This is a genomic window from Pseudomonas prosekii, assembly GCF_900105155.1.
Taxonomy (GTDB): domain Bacteria; phylum Pseudomonadota; class Gammaproteobacteria; order Pseudomonadales; family Pseudomonadaceae; genus Aquipseudomonas; species Aquipseudomonas prosekii.
Genome location: NZ_LT629762.1, coordinates 5,203,415 through 5,222,608 on the forward strand (window position 1 = coordinate 5,203,415; position 19,194 = coordinate 5,222,608).

Consider the following 19,194-nt stretch of genomic DNA (forward strand, 5'->3'; position numbering starts at 1 on the left):
TTCCAAGATCCGGGGCGTCGGCGATGAAAAATGCAAGCCTGAAGTTCGGCGTCTTCGCTTTGAGCTCTCAACGAATCAACAAGCTGTTGCTGGTGCTCGCCGGCCTGACGGTGCTGCTGGTCAGCATGTGTTACTGGGCGGTTGAAAGGGTATTGGACGAAGAGCGGATCAAGGTCGACTTCCATTTTTCGGGCTTGATCGAAAGCATTCATGAGTACGACACGTTTTTGCGCAGTGTCGCCAGTGCGTATGACCGCAGCAACCAGAACACCCTGACCGACATTCGCCCCGTGTCCCGCGTCGAGATTTTGCAGAAAGGCCAGGAGCGGGTATTCCAGAATCACGGGCTTTTCCTTTCCCAGCCTTTCACCCTGAGCGAGCGCAAGCGCTATGACCCGGAGCAGTTGCAGGGCGGCTATTCGCTGGGCGTGCAACTGACCGATTACTACAGCGCATTTTGGGCCAGCTCGTTCTATTCGGCGCCACAGATATTCCTGTTTTCGCCGACCGACCAATTCAACATCGCGATTCCCGGCGTCGATGGCACGCGCAGGCAATCGTTATTGCTCAAGAGCAACTTCTTTGAAGTGACGGGGTACTTGTACCAAGGGCTGCTCGCCCAGCACGAGCAACTCAATAACCGGCGCGTGAGCTGGATGCGCGCCCCCAAGGGGCTGTTGCAGGGTACCGAAACGATTGTGGCGTTTATCGGTTTGGACATAAACCCATCGGTCATGCCTGAGCGTCGGGATGATGGTTTGCTGACGGTTGCAGCGTTGCTGGACGCTGGGCAAATCGACGACCTGGACCGCTTGCTGACACGCCCGATTGACCATCGCGTCACGTTGATCTCTCCGGCAGGCGATGTGTTGCTCGGCGATGCCAAGGGTTCAGCGTCATTGCCGGTTGGCATGAGCCTGGGCGCCGAGGGCCTGCGCTTCAAGGTGGTTTCGACCGGCAAAGATAAATGGGTTGGCTTGTACACCATCAGCTATGAAAACTTCTTTCGCTTCGCCAAATGGTCATTGCTGGGCACGGGCGCAGTGTTTCTGCTCGCGGTGTTTTTAGGCTGGCGGGTCAACCGCTGGTACCGCGCCGGCATCGTCGAGCCGGCGTTGCGAGCGACACGATTACTGACCGAAAGTGAAGAGTTCAACCGCGCCATACTGCAAAGCGCCCCGGTGGGCCTTTGCGTGGTGCAACGTAACAACAGCAAGGTGCTGCTGGAAAACCAGCGCGCCCAGGAGTGGCAGGGCACCGCTGAGCTGATCGGTTTTCTCAACCGCGACTATCGAGAGGAAGACCCGCGCGAGATGCAGATCGAGGTGGCCGGGCGGCATTTGCTGGTCTCGTTCAGGTTCAGTCGCTATCAGGGTGAGGATGTGGTGCTCTGCGGGTTCAATGACATCACCCGCCATGTTGATGATGCCCTGCTGATGGAGCAGGCCAAACGTTCCGCCGACGAGGCTAGCGCCGCCAAGACGCTGTTCCTGGCGACCATGAGCCATGAAATCCGCACGCCCCTTTACGGCGTATTGGGCAACCTCGAGCTGCTGGGATTGACCCATCTTGACGCCCGCCAACAGGACTATCTGCAGACCATCGAGCGCTCGTCGGCAGTGTTGTTTCAGTTGATCAGCGATGTGCTGGACGTGTCGAAAATCGAATCCGGGCAGATGGCGCTCGAGACCGTGACTTTCAGCCCTCTGGATGTCTTCGAAGATGCGGTAAACAGCTATGCTGCCGCAGCCCTCAACAAAGGGTTGCAGGTGTTCGCCTGTGTGGATGCGAACTTGCCTGCCCTTATGAGCGGTGACCCTGGCCGCATTCGGCAAATCCTGAATAACTTGCTCAGTAATGCGATCAAATTCACTGATTCTGGCAGGGTCATCGTGCGCCTCAAGGTGACGGACCTGGCACTGAACCACGCAACGTTGCAATGGCAGGTTTCCGACACGGGCGCCGGCATCAGTGAAAAGCAACTGGGGCAGTTGTTCAAACCTTTCTCGCAGTTGGGCGGCAGCCAGCAGGCCGGCGGTGCTGGGCTTGGCTTGTCGATCTGCTCCCGCTTGAGCGAACTGATGGACGCACAATTGCGGGTGGTCAGCGAGCCGGGGCTTGGCAGCAGTTTCTCCCTTCACCAACGCCTGCCTATCGTCCCAGGCCCATTACCTGACTGTTCGGCCATTGAACTCCAAGGGTTGGCGGTATACGTGCGGGCACCGTTCAAGGAGCTTGAGCAATCGCTGACTGACTGGCTCAACCGCTGGGGCGCACGTGCGGTAGCGCTGCCGTCGGGCTACCAGGGTGATCAACATGAGTTGCTGCTGGATATGGGGAATGGGCCTGGCCAGCAGAGCGTTTGGAATGGCCGGCACATCACGGCGACCGAACTCGGAGCATCTCAGGGCGAAGCGTTTAAGCAAGCCTGGACGGTCAACGCCTACGACATTCGCGGCATTGCCCGAACTCTTTCGCAGGCGCGCCCAGGCGGCGTTAAACCGCTCGGGTCATCCGAGCGCGTCGGTGACCAGCGCCTGGTGTTGAGGGTGCTGGTGGCAGAAGACAACCCGATCAATCGCGCCATTTTGCAGGAGCAACTCGAGGCGCTGGGCGCGTGGGTCGTCGCCGCTGGAGATGGTGAGGAAGCGCTGCAACGGTGGTCGCCTGGTGCCTTTGATTTGGTTATCACCGACATCAATATGCCCCGGCTAGACGGTTATGGCCTGGCCCGCGCCTTACGCGAGCGTGACAGGCAAACGCCGATCATTGGCGTCACTGCAAACGCTCTGCGAGAGGAGGGGGAGCAGTGCCTGGCAGCGGGAATGGACACCTGGGTGGTTAAACCCTTGAGCATGGACGCGTTGCGCAAAACCCTGCTGCGCTATTGCGGCGAGCGCGTGGATGAACAGCAGGAGGCGTCCACCCTGCAGCAAGGCGACCTGGACGGGTGGATCACGTTGTCCGCGACTATGCACCGGCTGTTCATCACCACCATGCAGGACGACGTCCGCTTGACAAGACAAGGTCTCGACGCAGGCGACAAGGAACACGTGGTGCGGCATTTGCACCGCATGAATGGCTCCCTTGCATCGATTCGTGCCTCGCGCTTGAGCGCTGCATGCAACGCGCTGGAAGAGGCGCTGTACAAGGGGGCACTGGACCCGAGCCTGGTGGCTCAGGTGCGCAATCTGCTACAGCGCCTGGAGGCGGTAATGGACGCCATGGCGCTCAATCCAAGCTCTCAAGGCCAACCATCGGACAGGTAGATATGAAAAAAATCAAGGTAGTGATTGCGGACGATCATCCCATCGTGCTGCTCGGTGTGCGTGAAGTTATCCAGCGCGACGGACGTTTTATAGTGGTTGGCGAAGCGACCAGTTCCAGCCAATTGATCGACAGGCTTCAGAGCGAAAAACCGGACGTGGTCATTACCGACTTTCACATGCCCGGTGACTCGACGTTTGGTGACGGCCTCAAACTGATTGAGTACCTCACGCGAAGGTTTGTCGACACGCAGATCCTGGTGCTGACCATGATGTCCAACAACTTGATCGTGTCACGCCTGCATGAATTGGGGGTGATGGGGGTTATTCAAAAAAACCACTTGCACGAAGAAATTGAAAACGCCCTGAACGCACTCGCCTCGCGGCGTAACTACCAGAGCCCCGTGCAGGAAGCCATCTCGGTTATCCACAATCAACAACAGGTCGACGAACGCTTTGCCAGCTTATCCCTGCGTGAAATGGAAATATTGCGCCTCTTCGTGGCCGGCCACAGCGTGACGGACATTGCAAGCATGGTTAATCGCAGCAGCAAGACAGTGAGTGCGCAAAAGGTCTCAGCGATGCGCAAGCTGGCGGTCACAACCGATCAGGCGCTGGTGACTTACTGCGTGAGCGCCGGGAAGTTTCAATAACGCTCGGCAACTTTAAGAACTGCCTGATGGCCCGCGGTAAGCGCCACGTTGATCATGCCCTCATTTATCCACAGGGATCGTCTAAATGAGCGGCAAGTGCGTGAAGCAGAAAAACATCATGGTGCTGTGCCGCCATGTCGGTGTTCTGCTTAATTACAGTGGGTTGTTAAATGAAGTAGGGTATTTCCACGTGATCCTCTGTTCTAATATGAAAGAGGTTTTGAGTACCGTTGATAAAACCAAAAAAATCGATTGTTTCATTGTAGATGGCTTTCGGATAGACAGTACCGATAAGCAATATATCCGACGTTTGAATCGCCGTTGCCTGATAAAGAACTTTATGCTAATTGGTGATTTGGCTTTTGGTGACCAGCCACGTTTATTTACTTGGGCCAAAACACATTGCATTCCGTTATTAGGGATTTCCAAGCAACCTGTGAGCGCATCAGATTTGAAACGGTATCTAGAAATACTATAGAGAGTATGCGCGGGTTGATATCGTAGCGTGGACTATTCTCCGATTTGAAAGAGCCGCACGCATGACATCAAGGCCCACTACCGCCTTCAAAAAGATGAGTGGTGACCGTATTTGCGAGGCACAAGCTTGCAGCGCTGGTCCAGCGCCGAGGAATACATGGCGACGTAACTCTGCCTCGGCACTGACCTCAATACAGAGTCCGCCGTTGCTATGCGACGGCAGCGGGAGGCTCCTAGCCAAGTTCGGCAGGTAAGCCACTTTTCGATGAGAACCAATCCAATTTCATCGTTACGCCAGATGTGAATGTTGCCAAGTACTGTACACGTTGTACGTGTATGCCCTCATCGATTCAATGTCTGCTCTTGGCCGATGACTGCGTGTCGCCAGCGGCAGCAATGGGCAGCTCTCTACCGATCATGTTCTAAGCGTGCTGGTCAAATCCGATGCAATCGGTGGTCTGATCGAATGCAAGCGCCTGATCAAGTGCAATGCAAACGGGTGGTCAGTACCGATGCAATCAGGTGGTCAAGTGGAGTGCAATTTCGCAACTCAACGTACCATCCCGTTGACCCCGACTCATTCGGTGCGTGCAAAAGGGCTAAATGAGTGGATCGGATGACGCGAGATCAACGCCACGTTTGCCGCGATCAGCTAGCAAAACCGAAAGAAGCTTTTCTGTGCGTTTAACCATTGCCAGCGTAATGTTTAACGACACCATCTGTTACGTCCCAATGCCTACAAAACCTTGTGCCTTTGCCTACGGGTAAGACAGAATCCGCCGGCTTGTTCGCTGAAGGCCCCGCCGGTAACTTTGTCCCATCACTGCACATCAGTGATCGGGTTTAGTAGCTCGGCAGTCATCTTCGGTTGTACAAGTCTCCTTCGGTCAGGTTTGCCAGTGCTTGATGGTGGTTGTGTACAGGGCGCCCTCGGGCGCGCCGGGGTTTTAGGTGACTTTGCCGGTCTACTAACCTGTGCACAGCCGCCACCCTCTCGTTTAGTAGCGAGTCGGTTGCAGCTCAACCGGAGAAAGTCCCTATGTTCAAAGTAACCCCGAATCCGCCGCACACCGATCCAGTACCCTACGACGCCTCTTTCGATCTCGACCCCGAAAAGATCAAAGCAGCCGCCGACCGCGCGCTCAAAATCTACCTGAACCCCGGGGCGACGAAAGCGCAGATAGCGCCCCGCAAACCCAGCAGCATCTTCGCCATCGACCCGTCGGCAGATGACGAGACCTTACTCGTCGATGCGTGCGATGCATTTGCGTCCGCGAGCATCATCGTCAACGACCTTGTCGGCCTGACGGAGAATCCACGACGCCAAACGCTGCTGGTGCTGCAACGGGTGATCACGATGGGCGAGTTAGCGGTCAATCGCGTACTGGATAACCACAAGCCCGGCTAGTCGCCAGGCGATTAACGAGGGGATTGCCCCCTCGTTATTTCGATCAATCAACTATCCCTCCAACACCCGCGCCGGAAAAAACAACTCAAAACACGTCAATCCGTCCGCGCTGGTCACGCCATACCTTCCGCTGTGCAACTGCATGATCGTCGCCACAATCGACAAGCCCAATCCGTTCGCTTGCGCCGATCGCTCCCGCGACTCATCGACGCGATAAAACCGGTCAAACAATTTCGGCAGATGCTCCGGCGCAATGGTCGCGCCTCGGTTGCTCACGCGCAGAAAGATGCCGTCGGAGGAGGGCGTCGCGCTGACGACCAATTCCGAATCTGGCGCGCCGTACTTGATGGCGTTCGAACACAGGTTGGCCAATGCCCGGCGCAGCAACATCGGCTCGGCGCAGATCACGCCGCTGCCATGCGCGTTGATGCTGATGCCGACGTCCGCCGCCAAGCCTTCAAAATAATCCGCCATGCGTTCCATTTCGTCGGCCGCGTCCAGTTCCTGGCGTTGGCGCAAGGCGCTGGCGGGGTCGGTGCGGGCGAGGAACAGCATGTTGTCGAGCATGCGCGCCAGGCGTTCGAGTTCTTCGACGTTGGAGGCGAGCAGTTGTTGGTAGGCTTCGACGCTGCGGTTTTGCTGGAGGGCGACTTGGGTTTCGCCGAGCAAATTGTTGATCGGCGTGCGCAGTTCGTGGGCCATGTCGGTGGAGACTTGGCCGAGTTGCACGAAGCCGGTGGCGAGGCGGTCGAGCACGCCGTTAAACGCGTCGATCATCGGCACGATTTCCAGCGGCGCGCCTTCGCTGCCAAGGCGTTCGCCGAGGTTGCCGACGCCGATGCCTTGCGCGTGCACCGCGAGCCGTCGCAGCGGGCGCAGTCCGTGATAAAGCAGCCAGTAACCGCAGAGCGCGAGCAGCAACGCGGCGATGCTGGCCAGGATGTACACGCGCAACCGGTAGTTGGCGAGCACGCTGGTGCGCTCGGTCATCAGCCGCCCGGTCAGTACTTGCAGGCTGCCGACGTCGCCGGAATCGATGATCGCCGACGCTGCCGCAAACGGCACGCCATCGACGCTGGGGAAATGCTGCACATCGCTCAGTGCCAGCGGACGGTCCATCGCCACCGGCGACAACGTCGGTATCAGCAGGTTGCCGGGGTTGACCACCAGCAGCGGCTTTTGCCCCGGCTCGCCAATGGTCAGCACCGACTCGCGGTTGCCGAGCATGTTCTGGAACAGCGCCGGTTTGGTCTTGATCAGGTCCAGCGTATTGCTGTCATTGAGCAGCGTGCGCATCTGATCGACGCGAGTGATCAGCGCCGCATCATCGCGGCGCACCAGCTCACGCTCGAGTTCGCGGTACAACGCCACGCCCAATGTCGCCAACGAGGCGAAGGCGAGCAGGGCAAACAACAGCGCCAGGCGCAGCGTCAGGGAATGCGCTCTGCGGGTCATGGCTGCGTATCAAAGCGGTAGCCGATACCGCGCACGCTGTGGATCAGTTTCAGTTGAAACGGGTCATCGACTTTCATGCGCAAACGCCGCACCGCGACATCGACGACATTAGTGTCGCTGTCGAAATTCATGTCCCACACCCGCGAGGCAATCAGAGAGCGCGACAGCACTTGGCCCTGATGCGTGGCAAACAAATGCAGCAAGGCGAATTCTTTATTGGTCAGGGTGATGCGCGCACCGGCACGGGTGATGCGGCGCTTGAGCACGTCAATCTGCAGGTCAGCGACTTGCAGTTGTTCCTCTTCGCGGGACGGGCCGCGACGGGTCAACGTGCGCAGGCGCGCCACCAGTTCGGCGAAGGAAAACGGTTTGATCAGGTAGTCGTCGGCGCCCAGTTCGAGGCCTTTGATGCGGTCGGCAATGTCATCGCGAGCGCTGAGAAACAACACTGGCGTGTCGGCCTCTTTGCGCAAGCGCCGCAACACTTCCCAGCCGTCCATTTTCGGCATCATCACGTCGAGCACGATGACGTCGAACGAGGTTTCCAGTGCCAGGTGCAGGCCGTCGACGCCATTACGCGCCAGGCTCACCGAGTAACCGAGTTCCTGCAGGCCGTTGAGCAGGTAATTGCCTGCCTTCGGCTCGTCTTCAACGACAAGGATGTTCATGATCTATTTCCGTAAAAAGTCATTGCGCCGTGGCGCGCGTGAGCCAGTGTAGCCCGATCATCTGCGCGTGACGCGGGCCGCACATCGTTGGCCGCCCACTCAATTGTCATTGATGCAACCGGTGCCTTCGACTTGGTAATCGAGCACGTGCTCCAGGCCTTTGTGGTCCAGGTAGTCGAGCCGCGCAGGAATAATCCCGCACGCTTGTGAGATATCGGTGCTGGACAGCACTTTGTCGACATCCAGGTGAACGAAGAAACCGGGTTTGTCATGAATCACCGAGCGCTGTGGTTGGGTGTCGGCAAACGCCGAACCGGTGGCGAGGAGGGCGGCGAAACCGAGAATTAACATTTTCATGATGTGTCTCTCTTTAAGATTTCTGCGGGCAACTGCGCGACACTGAACTCAGGTTACCGAGGCGATGCGGACAACCGACCAACAGTTGAATGACAAAGTTGTAATGCAATCGAGCCCGGCATTACGGCTGGCGCCCGGAGGCTTCGAGGATCAGGTCGGCGATTTCCTTCGAATGGGAAACCAGTGACAAATGACTCGACGGCAACTCGATAGTGGTTGCGCCCATGCGTTTGGCGATGAAGCGCTCTAGGTCCGGATTGATCGTCTGGTCGAGGCTCGACACTGCGTACCACGACGGTTTGCTGTGCCAGGCTGCGGCAGTGGTGCGTTCGCCGAACAGGGTTTTGGCAATCGGTTGCTGCACGGCGAACAGCGCCATGGCTTTGTCGCGCGGCACGTCACCGGCGAAATATTTGAGGAACGCGTCCTGCTTCAGCGTGACGTAACCGTCGTGCTCTTCCGTGCCGGCGCGCACCGGCATGGTTGGATACGTGGCGGACAGTGCGACGAAATCTTCGCCGGCATCCGGTGCGCGCGCTGCGACGTAGACCAACGAGCTGACCTTCGGATCGACCCCGGCTTCGCTGACCACGGTGCCAGCGTAGGAATGACCGACCAGCACCGTCGGGCCGTCCTGTTGATTGAGTAGGCGTTGGGTGGCGGCGACGAGGCGAGTTGCCCAGGCTTGGGTAACTGACGATTCCACTCTATGAATCGAGGGCGCGAACTACGCTGACATCTCCATGACAAAGCTGTAATCCGTTACGGCGGGGCGATGGCCCGTAAAAATTTGATGACTTGGCTTGCCGCCTCTTCCGGGGCTGCTTGAAGCAGGCAGTGCGGGGCTTTGATGTCGATGATTTGCGTTTTTGGGTTCAGCTGGGAGATTCGCTCGGAGGCTGCCTCCGGTACCACATGGTCGTCGGTGGCACGCAGGTAGATGCTTGGGATCTCGATTTGGCCAAGCTGCGCAGACGTGTCGACATCGAGCACCGAGCGCAATCTTGAGCGCATCACCTCAGGTCTGACCTGATTGATGGCTTGGCGCAGAGTGGCACGCAAATGGGCTGTAGAAAATCGACCGAGCAGCACGGGTAATAGCCATCCGGTGGGCAAGGCGTTCATCGGCAGGAATTTAAGTAAAAAACCGAAATGTTTGAACAGCGGTCGCGGGTTGCTGGCGAAGGTGCAGCACAGCACCATTCCAACCTGCTGCGGCAAACATAACGCCGTCAGCGCGATTGCAATCGGTCCAGAAAACGATTCACCCAGTAAAACGAACGGGCGGTCCGTGGGCAGCGACTGCTTGGCAATTGCTTGCAGTTCGATGTAGCTCAGCGGGATATCGCACGGGTAAGAAACGACAACAATGTCGCAAACGTCCTTGAGGGTAGAAATGAAAGGTTCGAACAACGCACCCGTTCCATCCATTCCCGGTAGCAGTACAAGCGTTGGCAGGTTTGATCGGTCCATGTCTTCCATCCTTGGCGAGTCCCCATTCTGGCCTATTTGGGCCGCATCATGCTCCGTGGATTTGGCCTCTTTTTCTGTAGGACGCAGGCAGCAAGTCGTCGAATTTTGAACTACTACTGACAGGCCATTTCCCATTTTCCTGTCAGGAGATCCCTATGTTGTCTCACTGGTTTCTTGCGGCGATCCATTTGCTGGCGTTTGCCCTGGGGCTGTGGGGCGTCCTCGTGCGGGGCTCCGCGTTCAGCCGTTTGGCCGCAGGTACGGCGCAGGTGCGCAATGTGCTGGTGGCGGATAACGTCTGGGGGATTTCGGCGATTGTTCTGCTGATCACGGGGCTGATGCGCGCTTTTGGCGGGTTCGAGAAGGGCACCGACTATTATCTGCAGCAGCCGCTGTTCCATCTGAAAATGACCCTGTTCGTGATTATTCTGCTGCTGGAGCTGATGCCGATGATCACGTTGATCAAGTGGCGGATCGCATTGGGGCGGGGCGCTTCGATTGATCTGGGGCGGGCAAAGCTGTTCGCGCGGATCAGTCATATGGAAGCGTTGCTGATGATGCTGATGGTGATTGCGGCCACCGGCATGGCGCGCGGCTTGACCTTCGGGTCGTGACGGACGATTCCTCGGGATTAAAGCGAATGGTCTGACAGCCAAGACGTCGCCGAAGCCGTTAGTATCGGCTCCAGGTCACGAGGGGGATAAGCCATGAAGCAGGAAGAGCGAAGCGGGGTATTTGAATCTTTAGCCAGCCATTGCGCTGAGGCGAACGGGCTGGCTACTGACTGCAGCAGGATTCAGGGGGTTTGTGGCTTGTCTGGAGCGGTCAGGCCAGCCTGAATGCGCTGATAGATTTCTTCGCGGTGTACGGCAACGTCTTTCGGAGCATTAATGCCGATGCGCACTTGTTGGCCGCTAACGCCCAGGATGGTGATAGTGATGTCATCACCGATGTTTATGCTTTCACCGACTTTGCGGGTGAGTATCAGCATGGTCTTCTCCTTGATTGCTTGTAGGGCACCTGATTCAGACAGTGCAGAGGTCGGTGTAGTTATAGATTAGTGCGAAGTCTCACGGTTTGGGTGCCTCTTTCTGACGCGCAGATGCTGCATTAATTCCCAAGGCGTAACTATACAGAGGCGGCAACCATGATTCTCGTTGTTTTAAGCCCATTTTGCGGCACTCGGGAAGTATTCATGAATGTTAAAATCCGCGCTTTCAGCCTTCAGAGGGAAACGTTGTGCGCAAAATGGCCTTGGTAATCGCAGTATTGGCGTTGGCGGGATGTGGCGAGGGCAGGGATGCAGGTGCTCAAAAGTCGTCGTCCGCGAACGTTTCCGCCCCTGCCGTTGCAGCGGGTCCGCAATGGGAAATTGAAGTCCGCGGTGAAACGACCCAGGCAGTCAGCGACTTGAGCGGCTGGTTGATCGAGCACAGTTTTGTTTCCAATGTCGTCCGGGAAAACGGCAAGGACCGGATCCTGCTTGGGCCATTCAGCTCCAAGGCAGAGGCCGAGGCGCGGCAGGCGCAAGTGAGCGCGGCGCTGGTCAAAGCGAAAAAGCAGAACATTGAAACGCTGATCATCGAGCGTCCGGCCGCTCAGTAATCGCGTAATGGTTCAGGCACCGTTCAGCAGGGAAGCTTAAAGGGCGTCCACGGCGGCTCGTATTCATACGTAGTCACTGTCGATTCCCGCAAGGAGCCCCCCGATGGCCAACGCCAATCCTTACAAAATGTTCGACGCCGTGTTGCAGCGTAAACAAACCCTGAGCCCGCACATGATGCGGGTCACTCTGGCCGGGCCGATGGTCAGCGAAATGGCCACATGGGCGCCAGATCAGCGGGTGAAACTGTTTTTCCCGGCGGCGGACGGCTCGCCTGCCAGGCTAGCCCACAGTGACGATTGGCTCGCGCGATATCGCTCAATGCCAGTCGCCGAACGTCCGGCAATGCGCACTTACACAATTCGGCATCTGCGCGCCGAGCAGGGCGAAGTGGATATCGACTTTGTGTTGCACGGCGAAACCGGTCCAGCCTCTCGATGGGCTATTAATGCGATGCCGGGCGAATCAATCCAGATTCGCGCGCCGGATCGACGCTTCTCGGCGCAGGATGCTGGCGGTTTCGAATGGAAGCCGCCACAGGCGCTCAAGCAATTGCTACTGGTTGCTGATGGCACGGCGTTACCCGCCGCACTGGGGATTCTCGATGAACTGGCGACCATGGCCCAGCCACCGGTCACCCAGGCATTTTTTGAAATCGACAGTTGCGAAGACGCATTGCCAGTGCCTGAATGGCCCGGGCTTTCGGTTGAATGGTTGATTCGCGATCACGCTGATGCAGGATTATTGATGGTCGAAGCCATCCAGCGGGCCGACCTGCCGACGTCGGCGTCAAAATCTTGCGAAGTGCTGGAGCTGGAGGAGGTCAATGTTGATGAGGAGATCCTCTGGGAAACCTCCGAATCGGCCAATGACGGCTTCTACGGCTGGATCGCCGGCGAGACAGTGGCCGTCATGAGCTTGCGCAAATACCTGATCCAGGAGCGCGGCATTCCCCGCGAGTCGCTGAACCTGATGGGTTATTGGCGCTACAACAAGGTCGGCAGCTGATACAAAAAAAGGCCTCGGGTTTTAAACGCCCGAGGCCTTTCTGCGTTTAGCATTCGCTCAGCCGCAGGCTTTCATGTCCACTGGGCCGACAAACTCGTTGCCGCGCCCCATCACACACGCCACGCTCTGATTGCGCTGGCGTTCCCAGGTTTGCACTGGATAGGTCTTGTTCCAGGCCTCATACAATTGGCGATCCTGTTTCGACAGGCGCAAACCGTACTGCTTGCTCATGTAGAAATAAGTCCGGGCGATCATCCCGCGAATCGAAGGGCGGGGCATGACCTTCTTCGCTTTGAAGTCGACTTGGGTCAGGCACGAACCGTATTGCCCTGTTTGCACCGGCAGCCAGCCAAAACTGAAATTGCTCCGATCACCATTTACCTCGCCAATGCTCGGCACCAGGTTGTGCAAGTCAGCCTCGGCTTTCTTGTAAACCGGATCGTAGCGCGTGCAGTTCTTGCGCCCGCCCGACTGCCAGCATTGGCGCTGATGGCCGATCTGCCACGCCGGAACAATGTGTTCCCACTCGATACGCGCGGCACGCTTGGCGCTTTTGCGCGGCACGTAGCCACATGCCGCCAGGTCGACCTTGTTGCCGGTGTATTTGCAGCCGCAATAAAACTCGGTGGACTGTGGGGCGTAGAGCTTCCAGGCGACTTTCTTCGCTTCGCTGAAAGTACGTGGCGCAGCCGCCTGGGCGCCCAGGGCGATGAACATAAACAAAAACGCAAAACAACGGACACTCATTGACTCAATCTTCCTTCGGCACAACCCAGAAAATCTGCACGCCGCCATCGTCGCGGTAAGCGAGGGTGACGTTATCGTTCTCGTCGATTTCTTCGAGCAGGCGTTCCCATTCGTCCACCGGTTCGTCCGGCAAACGGAAGATCAGCGCGGCTTTGGATTTTTGCGCGGTGGGGGAATTGATGATTTTCTGAACGCGCAAACCCATGCGTTCAAAGGAGTCAGGAGAGGCAGAAGGGGTGGCCACGGAATTATCCTTATTAAGCTGTACGTGCATACAGTATTTAACTGTAAGCATTTTCGCAACTGCTTAAAATTCAAGAAAATCCTCTGACAGCCGTTTTACCCGTTTGGTGTAGGACGGTTCGAATTTATTTGTAGGGGGCGCCGCTTGCCAGAGTAGGCAAACGGCGTAAGCAGTGCCCGACCGGAATCGGTCGGGCGAGGGTCGATCAGTATTCCCAGAACATCCGTTGCAGTTCTTTGCTGTCGTTGGTCTTGGTCAGCGCGACCATGGCCAGAATGCGGGCCTTCTGCGGGTTCAGGTCATGTGCGACGACCCAGTCGTTTTTGTCGTCAGGCTGTTCAGCGTTACGCAGAACGAAACCGCCGGCATTGACGTGGGACGAACGAATGATTTGCACGCCGTCCTTGCGCAGGGCTTGCAGGGTCGGAACTACACGTGAAGACACCGAGCCGTTGCCGGTACCGGCGTGGATGATCGCTTTGGCACCCGATTGCGCCAATGCTTTGTAGGCAGTGTCGCTGACGTTACCGTAGGAATAGGCGATTTCTACGTCAGGCAGGCTCTTGATGGTTTTGATGTCGAATTCCGAATCCATCGTGTGACGCTTGGCTGGCAAGCGGAACCAGTAGGATTTGCCTTCAACGACCATGCCCAGCGGGCCCCAGGCACTTTTAAACGCCTCGGTTTTGATGTTGATCATTTTGCTCACGTCACGACCGGACTGGATTTCGTCGTTCATCGTCACCAGTACGCCTTTGCCGCGCGATTCTTTGCTGCTGGCCACGGCCACGGCGTTGTACAGGTTGAGCATGCCGTCGGCGGACATCGCAGTGCCCGGGCGCATGGAGCCAACCACGACGATCGGCTTGTCGGTTTTTTCCACCAGGTTCAGGAAGTAAGCGGTTTCTTCCAGGGTGTCGGTGCCGTGAGTGATGACGATGCCATCGACGTCTTCGCTGTCCGCCAGTTCCGCAACGCGGCGGCCGAGTTGCAGCAGGTTGTCGTTGGTGATGCTTTCAGAGGCGATCTGCATGACTTGTTCGCCACGCACGTTGGCCAATTGGCTGAGCTCAGGCACGCCGGCGATCAATTGTTCGATACCGACCTTGGCCGCCTGGTAGGTCGCACTGTTCGCCGCGCTGGCACCAGCACCGGCGATGGTGCCGCCGGTGGCCAGGACCACGACATTTGCCAGTTTCTGTTGAGTTTGAGCTTCTTTCGCCTGAACGGCGGTCGGCAGGAGCAGCAGGAGGGCCAAAGCGCCCGGAATAAAAGTGTTGAAAGCAGATTTCATTATTTTCTCTCTAGTAGTGACGGTGCTGATGCAGTTCATCTAGATACGCCCGGCAGATCTGAACGCCTGGGTATGCGAAATGGAGCAGGATCTGTACCAGCCTGACTTTGAACGAGAAAAACTTTTAACCTGATGATTTATATCAATATTTATGTAGAGAGCAGGATTGGTTAAACGCGCCGTTGTCCGGGTTTCCGAACATGTGGAGCGTTTGTGTTCGGCCCACCGAAAAGCCCTACGGATTATGTCGAATTAGTCCACTTGCCGGATTGCAAACCTGTGCTAAAGAAACTCGCGCGCAGGTCGATGACCCTTCAAAGGATATTTTTCTGTGGAGCTCGCATGTCGTTATCAGTAGGTTTTCCCAACGCCGCAGGCGTCACCATTGGTGGCAAATCAGCCGCGACGATCCGCGCGTTGAATGACGCCACGACCGAAGCCGCGGCCGCTGCGCTGGGCACCAAGGAAGACGATGGCAAACAGGTCAAGACCGGCGCTTTGGGCCTGGATAAAAGTGCCGGCGCCGAAGCTGCGACCGAGGCCAAAAGCAATCAAAGCGCGGCGGTGAAGATTCTGCTCAAGCGTCTGCAAGAGTTGCAGCAGCAGTTGCGCGAACAGCAGCAACAATTGGCTGCCGCCCAGGCAGCGCCGTCTACGACACCGGAAGCCAAAGCTACGGCGGTCATGGCGATTCAAGGTCAGATTGCCGAAACCAACAGCGCGATGCTCGAAGTGTGGGGCGCGCTGGTCAAGGAAATGGCCAAGGGCGCGAGCACCGGTTCAGTGGTCGACACCACGGCGTAAGTGACAAACCCGGTTTTGCTACCGGGTTACATAATGGCCGTTTCTGGCCGTTGACAAATCTCTGCAGGGTTCGCATAGTTCGATCTACGCAAACGTTTGCGCGGCGCCTGCAGTGGATCGATCCATTGCCGCACGTGAAGTAGCCTACGCTAGCGCAAGCGTTGCTCACAAATAATCATAAGATCGGAGTGAACCCATGAAGCTGCCATTCGCTGGACGTCTTCTCGCTGTCGCTATGCTGGCTGCCGCCTCTGCCGCTTTACCCCTCTCTTCGGCGTTCGCCGACACTGAAAAACCTAAAGTCGCGCTGGTCATGAAATCCCTGGCCAACGAATTCTTCCTGACCATGGAAGACGGCGCCAAGGCTTATCAGAAAGACCATTCCGCCGATTTCGACCTGATCTCCAACGGCATCAAGGACGAAACCGACACCGCGGGCCAAACGCGCATCGTCGAGCAAATGATTCTGGCCAAGGTCAACGCGCTGGTGATTGCACCGGCCGATTCCAAAGCCATGGTCCCGGTGATCAAGAAAGCGGTCGATGCCGGCATTACCGTGATCAACATCGACAACCAACTCGACCCGACTGTCGTCAAAAGCAAGAACATCACCGTACCGTTTGTTGGCCCGGACAACCGCAAAGGCGCGCGTCTGGTCGGTGAATACCTGGCCAAGCAACTGAAGGCCGGTGACGAAGTCGGCATCATCGAAGGCGTGTCCACTACCACCAACGCCCAGCAGCGCACCGCCGGTTTCAAGGATGCGATGGAAGCGGCGCAGATCAAGGTTGTTTCCTTGCAATCCGGTGATTGGGAAATCGACAAAGGCAACAAGGTTGCCGCGTCGATCCTCAGCGAATACCCGGACGTCAAAGCGTTGCTGGCCGGTAACGACAGCATGGCCGTCGGCGCCGTTTCCGCCGTTCGCGCAGCAGGCAAGGCTGGCAAGGTGCAAGTCGTCGGTTACGACAACATCAATGCCATCAAGCCGATGCTCAAGGACGGCCGCGTCCTGGCTACCGCTGACCAGTTTGCAGCCAAGCAAGCCGTGTTCGGTATCGAGACTGCGCTGAAAATCATCAAAGGCGAAAAAGTCGACAGCGGCACCAACGGCGTGATCGAAACTCCCGTGGAGCTGGTTACCAAGTAATCCTTCTGGCGACACAATGGCACTCGCCCGTCCGGGCGGGTGCATGGAGAGTTTTCTATGTCAGTTTCCGCCCCGAACGCTGTCCTCTCGGTCAGCGGCATCGGTAAGACCTACGCGCAACCTGTCCTGACTGGCATCGACCTGACGCTGATGCGCGGTGAAGTGCTGGCGCTGACCGGTGAGAACGGCGCCGGCAAAAGTACCCTGTCGAAAATCATCGGCGGCCTGGTCACACCGACCACTGGCCAGATGCAATTCCAGGGTCAGGACTACCGCCCCGGCAGCCGCACCCAGGCTGAAGACCTGGGCATTCGCATGGTCATGCAAGAACTCAATCTGCTGCCGACATTGTCAGTGGCGGAGAACCTGTTTCTCGATAACTTGCCGAGCAACGGTGGCTGGATCAGCCGCAAGCAGTTGCGCAAAGCGGCGATCGAGGCGATGGCGCAAGTCGGCCTCGACGCGATTGACCCGGACACACTGGTCGGCGAGTTGGGCATCGGTCACCAGCAAATGGTCGAGATTGCCCGCAACCTGATCGGCGACTGTCATGTGCTGATCCTCGACGAGCCGACCGCGATGCTGACGGCGCGCGAAGTCGAGATGCTTTTCGAGCAGATCACTCGCCTGCAAGCGCGTGGCGTGTCGATCATCTACATCTCCCATCGCCTCGAAGAACTCGCGCGAGTGGCGCAGCGCATTGCAGTGCTGCGCGACGGCAATCTGGTGTGCGTCGAGCCGATGGCCAATTACAACAGTGAGCAACTGGTGACCTTGATGGTCGGTCGCGAGCTGGGCGAACACATGGACATGGGCGAGCGCAAGATCGGCGCGCCGGCCTTGACGGTCAAAGGGCTGACCCGTTCCGACAAAGTTCGCGACGTTTCCTTTGAAGTGCGCGCCGGTGAGATCTTCGGTATTTCCGGATTGATCGGGGCAGGGCGCACAGAATTGCTGCGGCTGATCTTCGGCGCTGATACGCCCGACAGCGGCACCGTCGCGCTGGGTTCGCCGGCCAAGGTCGTGAGCATTCGTTCACCCGCCGATGCGGTCGGCCACGGCATCGCGCTGATCACCGAGGACCGCAAGGGCGAAGGCCTGCTGCTGACTCAATCGATCAGCGCCAACATAGCGCTGGGCAATATGCCGGTGATTTCCAACGCGGGCGTGGTCAATAACGGCGATGAGATCGCGCTGGCTCAGCGGCAGATCAGTGCCATGCGCATCCGCAGTTCCAGCCCGACGCAACTGGTGTCGGAGCTGTCCGGCGGCAACCAGCAGAAAGTCGTGATCGGCCGCTGGCTGGAGCGCGATTGTTCGGTGATGTTGTTCGACGAGCCGACACGCGGCATCGACGTCGGCGCCAAGTTCGACATCTATGCCTTGCTCGGCGAATTGACGCGCCAGGGCAAAGCGCTGGTGGTGGTGTCCAGTGACCTGCGTGAATTGATGCTGATTTGCGACCGCATCGGCGTGTTGTCGGCAGGGCGTTTGATCGACACATTCGAGCGCGACAGCTGGACCCAGGATGATTTGCTTGCCGCCGCATTTGCCGGCTACCAAAAACGTGATGCGTTGCTCAACGAAGCAGCGCCTAGGGATCTCCCATGAAAACTGCAACGTCCGCCGGTAAACGTGGTGGCAATTTCTACGGCCTCGGTACTTACCTGGGGCTGGCCGGCGCCTTGCTGGCGATGATCGCGCTGTTCTCGGTCCTGAGCAGCCATTTTCTCTCGTATGACACTTTCAGCACCCTGGCCAACCAGATCCCGGATTTGATGGTGCTGGCGGTCGGCATGACCTTCGTGCTGATCATCGGTGGCATCGATTTGTCGGTCGGCTCGGTACTCGCGCTCGCGGCGTCAGCGGTCAGCGTGGCGATTCTCGGCTGGGGCTGGAGCGTTTTGCCCGCCGCTTTGCTCGGCATGGGCGTAGCGGCATTGGCCGGCACGGTGACCGGTTCGATCACCGTGGCGTGGCGGATTCCGTCGTTCATCGTCTCGCTCGGCGTGCTGGAAATGGCCCGCGGCCTGGCGTATCAGATGACCGGTTCGCGCACGGCTTACATCGGTGATTCCTTTGCCTGGCTGTCGAACCCGATTGCCTTCGGCATTTCGCCGTCGTTCATCATTGCCTTTGTGATTATCATCGTGGCTCAGGCTGTGCTGACGCGCACCGTGTTCGGTCGCTACTTGATCGGCATCGGCACTAACGAAGAAGCTGTGCGTCTGGCGGGGATCAATCCGAAACCATACAAGATTCTAGTCTTCAGCCTGATGGGCCTGCTGGCCGGGATTGCCGCACTGTTTCAGATTTCGCGTCTGGAAGCTGCCGATCCCAACGCCGGTTCGGGTCTGGAACTGCAAGTGATCGCGGCTGTGGTCATCGGCGGCACCAGCCTGATGGGCGGCCGTGGCTCGGTGATCAGTACGTTCTTCGGGGTGTTGATCATCTCGGTACTGGCCGCTGGCCTGGCGCAGATCGGCGCAAGCGAACCGACCAAACGCATCATCACTGGCGCCGTAATTGTGGTCGCCGTGGTGCTCGATACTTATCGCAGTCAGCGCGCAAGCCGGCGGACCTGATT

The 19,194-nt window shown here is 57.8% G+C and carries 20 protein-coding genes; 11 read left to right on the forward strand and 9 right to left on the reverse strand.

The window, feature by feature from the left end; all coding sequences use genetic code 11:
* Positions 1–23: 23 nt before the first annotated feature.
* The 4 genes from BLU01_RS23335 to BLU01_RS23350 all read left to right on the forward strand — a co-directional run bounded on the left by BLU01_RS23335 (position 24) and on the right by BLU01_RS23350 (position 5,804).
* Complete coding sequence (locus BLU01_RS23335; RefSeq protein WP_092279914.1) at positions 24–3,269, forward strand: hybrid sensor histidine kinase/response regulator; 3,246 nt, start codon at positions 24–26, stop codon at positions 3,267–3,269.
* A gap of 2 nt (positions 3,270–3,271) precedes the next feature.
* Positions 3,272–3,919, forward strand: coding sequence for a response regulator (locus BLU01_RS23340; protein WP_092279916.1), 648 nt, complete (start codon positions 3,272–3,274; stop codon positions 3,917–3,919).
* An 85-nt stretch (positions 3,920–4,004) separates the two neighbouring features.
* Positions 4,005–4,397, forward strand: a complete 393-nt coding sequence (locus BLU01_RS23345; RefSeq protein WP_092279918.1) for a hypothetical protein — start codon at positions 4,005–4,007, stop codon at positions 4,395–4,397.
* 1,038 nt (positions 4,398–5,435) lie between these two features.
* The gene (locus BLU01_RS23350; protein ID WP_092279920.1) at positions 5,436–5,804 is read left to right on the forward strand and encodes a DUF6124 family protein; all 369 of its coding nucleotides are present in this window, start codon (positions 5,436–5,438) and stop codon (positions 5,802–5,804) included.
* Between the two features lie 51 nt (positions 5,805–5,855).
* On the opposite strand, the gene BLU01_RS23355 is transcribed toward BLU01_RS23350, so the two are convergent.
* From BLU01_RS23355 to BLU01_RS23375, 5 genes are all read right to left on the reverse strand, one after another.
* Complete coding sequence (locus BLU01_RS23355) at positions 5,856–7,259, reverse strand: heavy metal sensor histidine kinase (protein WP_092279922.1); 1,404 nt, start codon at positions 7,257–7,259, stop codon at positions 5,856–5,858.
* Positions 7,256–7,927: a heavy metal response regulator transcription factor gene (locus tag BLU01_RS23360; protein ID WP_092279924.1), complete on the reverse strand. Its 672-nt coding sequence runs from the start codon at positions 7,925–7,927 to the stop codon at positions 7,256–7,258. The genes BLU01_RS23355 and BLU01_RS23360 overlap by 4 nt, the downstream gene beginning before the upstream one ends.
* Before the next feature lie 99 nt (positions 7,928–8,026).
* Positions 8,027–8,284, reverse strand: coding sequence for a DUF2790 domain-containing protein (locus BLU01_RS23365; protein WP_092279926.1), 258 nt, complete (start codon positions 8,282–8,284; stop codon positions 8,027–8,029).
* A gap of 121 nt (positions 8,285–8,405) precedes the next feature.
* Entirely contained in the window at positions 8,406–8,999 is a 594-nt protein-coding gene (locus BLU01_RS23370) for an alpha/beta hydrolase (protein WP_331716158.1), read from the reverse strand.
* A 47-nt stretch (positions 9,000–9,046) separates the two neighbouring features.
* Positions 9,047–9,757 carry an alpha/beta fold hydrolase gene (locus tag BLU01_RS23375; RefSeq protein WP_092279928.1) on the reverse strand — a complete coding sequence of 237 codons (711 nt, stop codon included), beginning with the start codon at positions 9,755–9,757 and terminating at the stop codon, positions 9,047–9,049.
* Positions 9,758–9,912: 155 nt separating this feature from the next.
* On the opposite strand from BLU01_RS23375, the gene BLU01_RS23380 reads away from it, so the two are divergent.
* A complete protein-coding gene (locus BLU01_RS23380) occupies positions 9,913–10,371 on the forward strand; it encodes a DUF2214 family protein (RefSeq protein WP_092279930.1) in 459 nt (152 codons plus the stop codon).
* Positions 10,372–10,553: 182 nt separating this feature from the next.
* Here the strand turns inward: BLU01_RS23380 and csrA are convergent, their stop codons facing one another.
* Complete coding sequence (gene csrA, locus BLU01_RS23385; RefSeq protein ID WP_007938114.1) at positions 10,554–10,748, reverse strand: carbon storage regulator CsrA; 195 nt, start codon at positions 10,746–10,748, stop codon at positions 10,554–10,556.
* A 248-nt stretch (positions 10,749–10,996) separates the two neighbouring features.
* On the opposite strand from csrA, the gene BLU01_RS23390 reads away from it, so the two are divergent.
* The gene (locus tag BLU01_RS23390; RefSeq protein WP_092279932.1) at positions 10,997–11,362 is read left to right on the forward strand and encodes a penicillin-binding protein activator LpoB; all 366 of its coding nucleotides are present in this window, start codon (positions 10,997–10,999) and stop codon (positions 11,360–11,362) included.
* 103 nt (positions 11,363–11,465) lie between these two features.
* Positions 11,466–12,368 (forward strand): siderophore-interacting protein, encoded by a 903-nt coding sequence (locus tag BLU01_RS23395; protein ID WP_092279934.1) that lies wholly within the window; start codon positions 11,466–11,468, stop codon positions 12,366–12,368.
* Positions 12,369–12,425: 57 nt separating this feature from the next.
* Here BLU01_RS23395 and BLU01_RS23400 read toward each other — a convergent pair whose 3' ends face one another.
* From BLU01_RS23400 to BLU01_RS23410, 3 genes are all read right to left on the reverse strand, one after another.
* A complete protein-coding gene (locus BLU01_RS23400; RefSeq protein ID WP_092279936.1) occupies positions 12,426–13,115 on the reverse strand; it encodes an endonuclease in 690 nt (229 codons plus the stop codon).
* Between the two features lie 4 nt (positions 13,116–13,119).
* Entirely contained in the window at positions 13,120–13,410 is a 291-nt protein-coding gene (locus BLU01_RS23405) for a DUF1654 domain-containing protein (protein ID WP_092279938.1), read from the reverse strand.
* Between the two features lie 154 nt (positions 13,411–13,564).
* The gene (locus tag BLU01_RS23410; protein ID WP_092279940.1) at positions 13,565–14,653 is read right to left on the reverse strand and encodes an asparaginase; all 1,089 of its coding nucleotides are present in this window, start codon (positions 14,651–14,653) and stop codon (positions 13,565–13,567) included.
* A 342-nt stretch (positions 14,654–14,995) separates the two neighbouring features.
* Here BLU01_RS23410 and BLU01_RS23415 point away from each other — a divergent pair, with 342 nt between their 5' ends.
* From BLU01_RS23415 to BLU01_RS23430, 4 genes are all read left to right on the forward strand, one after another.
* Positions 14,996–15,457: a hypothetical protein gene (locus BLU01_RS23415; RefSeq protein ID WP_092279942.1), complete on the forward strand. Its 462-nt coding sequence runs from the start codon at positions 14,996–14,998 to the stop codon at positions 15,455–15,457.
* Between the two features lie 196 nt (positions 15,458–15,653).
* The gene (locus tag BLU01_RS23420; protein ID WP_092279944.1) at positions 15,654–16,607 is read left to right on the forward strand and encodes a sugar ABC transporter substrate-binding protein; all 954 of its coding nucleotides are present in this window, start codon (positions 15,654–15,656) and stop codon (positions 16,605–16,607) included.
* A 57-nt stretch (positions 16,608–16,664) separates the two neighbouring features.
* Positions 16,665–18,218: a sugar ABC transporter ATP-binding protein gene (locus BLU01_RS23425; protein ID WP_092279946.1), complete on the forward strand. Its 1,554-nt coding sequence runs from the start codon at positions 16,665–16,667 to the stop codon at positions 18,216–18,218.
* The gene (locus BLU01_RS23430; RefSeq protein ID WP_092279948.1) at positions 18,215–19,192 is read left to right on the forward strand and encodes an ABC transporter permease; all 978 of its coding nucleotides are present in this window, start codon (positions 18,215–18,217) and stop codon (positions 19,190–19,192) included. Before BLU01_RS23425 ends, BLU01_RS23430 begins: the two co-directional genes overlap by 4 nt.
* Positions 19,193–19,194: the final 2 nt, after the last annotated feature.

What these genes read in the sequence shown, in the direction of transcription:
- BLU01_RS23380 (WP_092279930.1), top strand. Translation starts at nt 9,913, where the DNA reads ATGTTGTCTCACTGGTTTCTTGCGGCGATCCATTTGCTGGCGTTTGCC.
- csrA (WP_007938114.1), bottom strand. Translation starts at nt 10,748, where the DNA reads ATGCTGATACTCACCCGCAAAGTCGGTGAAAGCATAAACATCGGTGAT.
- BLU01_RS23365 (WP_092279926.1), bottom strand. Translation starts at nt 8,284, where the DNA reads ATGAAAATGTTAATTCTCGGTTTCGCCGCCCTCCTCGCCACCGGTTCG.
- BLU01_RS23415 (WP_092279942.1), top strand. Translation starts at nt 14,996, where the DNA reads ATGTCGTTATCAGTAGGTTTTCCCAACGCCGCAGGCGTCACCATTGGT.
- BLU01_RS23355 (WP_092279922.1), bottom strand. Translation starts at nt 7,259, where the DNA reads ATGACCCGCAGAGCGCATTCCCTGACGCTGCGCCTGGCGCTGTTGTTT.
- BLU01_RS23405 (WP_092279938.1), bottom strand. Translation starts at nt 13,410, where the DNA reads ATGCTTACAGTTAAATACTGTATGCACGTACAGCTTAATAAGGATAAT.
- BLU01_RS23350 (WP_092279920.1), top strand. Translation starts at nt 5,436, where the DNA reads ATGTTCAAAGTAACCCCGAATCCGCCGCACACCGATCCAGTACCCTAC.
- BLU01_RS23420 (WP_092279944.1), top strand. Translation starts at nt 15,654, where the DNA reads ATGAAGCTGCCATTCGCTGGACGTCTTCTCGCTGTCGCTATGCTGGCT.
- BLU01_RS23375 (WP_092279928.1), bottom strand. Translation starts at nt 9,757, where the DNA reads ATGGACCGATCAAACCTGCCAACGCTTGTACTGCTACCGGGAATGGAT.
- BLU01_RS23335 (WP_092279914.1), top strand. Translation starts at nt 24, where the DNA reads ATGAAAAATGCAAGCCTGAAGTTCGGCGTCTTCGCTTTGAGCTCTCAA.
- BLU01_RS23345 (WP_092279918.1), top strand. Translation starts at nt 4,005, where the DNA reads ATGAGCGGCAAGTGCGTGAAGCAGAAAAACATCATGGTGCTGTGCCGC.
- BLU01_RS23400 (WP_092279936.1), bottom strand. Translation starts at nt 13,115, where the DNA reads ATGAGTGTCCGTTGTTTTGCGTTTTTGTTTATGTTCATCGCCCTGGGC.
- BLU01_RS23410 (WP_092279940.1), bottom strand. Translation starts at nt 14,653, where the DNA reads ATGAAATCTGCTTTCAACACTTTTATTCCGGGCGCTTTGGCCCTCCTG.
- BLU01_RS23425 (WP_092279946.1), top strand. Translation starts at nt 16,665, where the DNA reads ATGTCAGTTTCCGCCCCGAACGCTGTCCTCTCGGTCAGCGGCATCGGT.
- BLU01_RS23430 (WP_092279948.1), top strand. Translation starts at nt 18,215, where the DNA reads ATGAAAACTGCAACGTCCGCCGGTAAACGTGGTGGCAATTTCTACGGC.
- BLU01_RS23360 (WP_092279924.1), bottom strand. Translation starts at nt 7,927, where the DNA reads ATGAACATCCTTGTCGTTGAAGACGAGCCGAAGGCAGGCAATTACCTG.
- BLU01_RS23395 (WP_092279934.1), top strand. Translation starts at nt 11,466, where the DNA reads ATGGCCAACGCCAATCCTTACAAAATGTTCGACGCCGTGTTGCAGCGT.
- BLU01_RS23340 (WP_092279916.1), top strand. Translation starts at nt 3,272, where the DNA reads ATGAAAAAAATCAAGGTAGTGATTGCGGACGATCATCCCATCGTGCTG.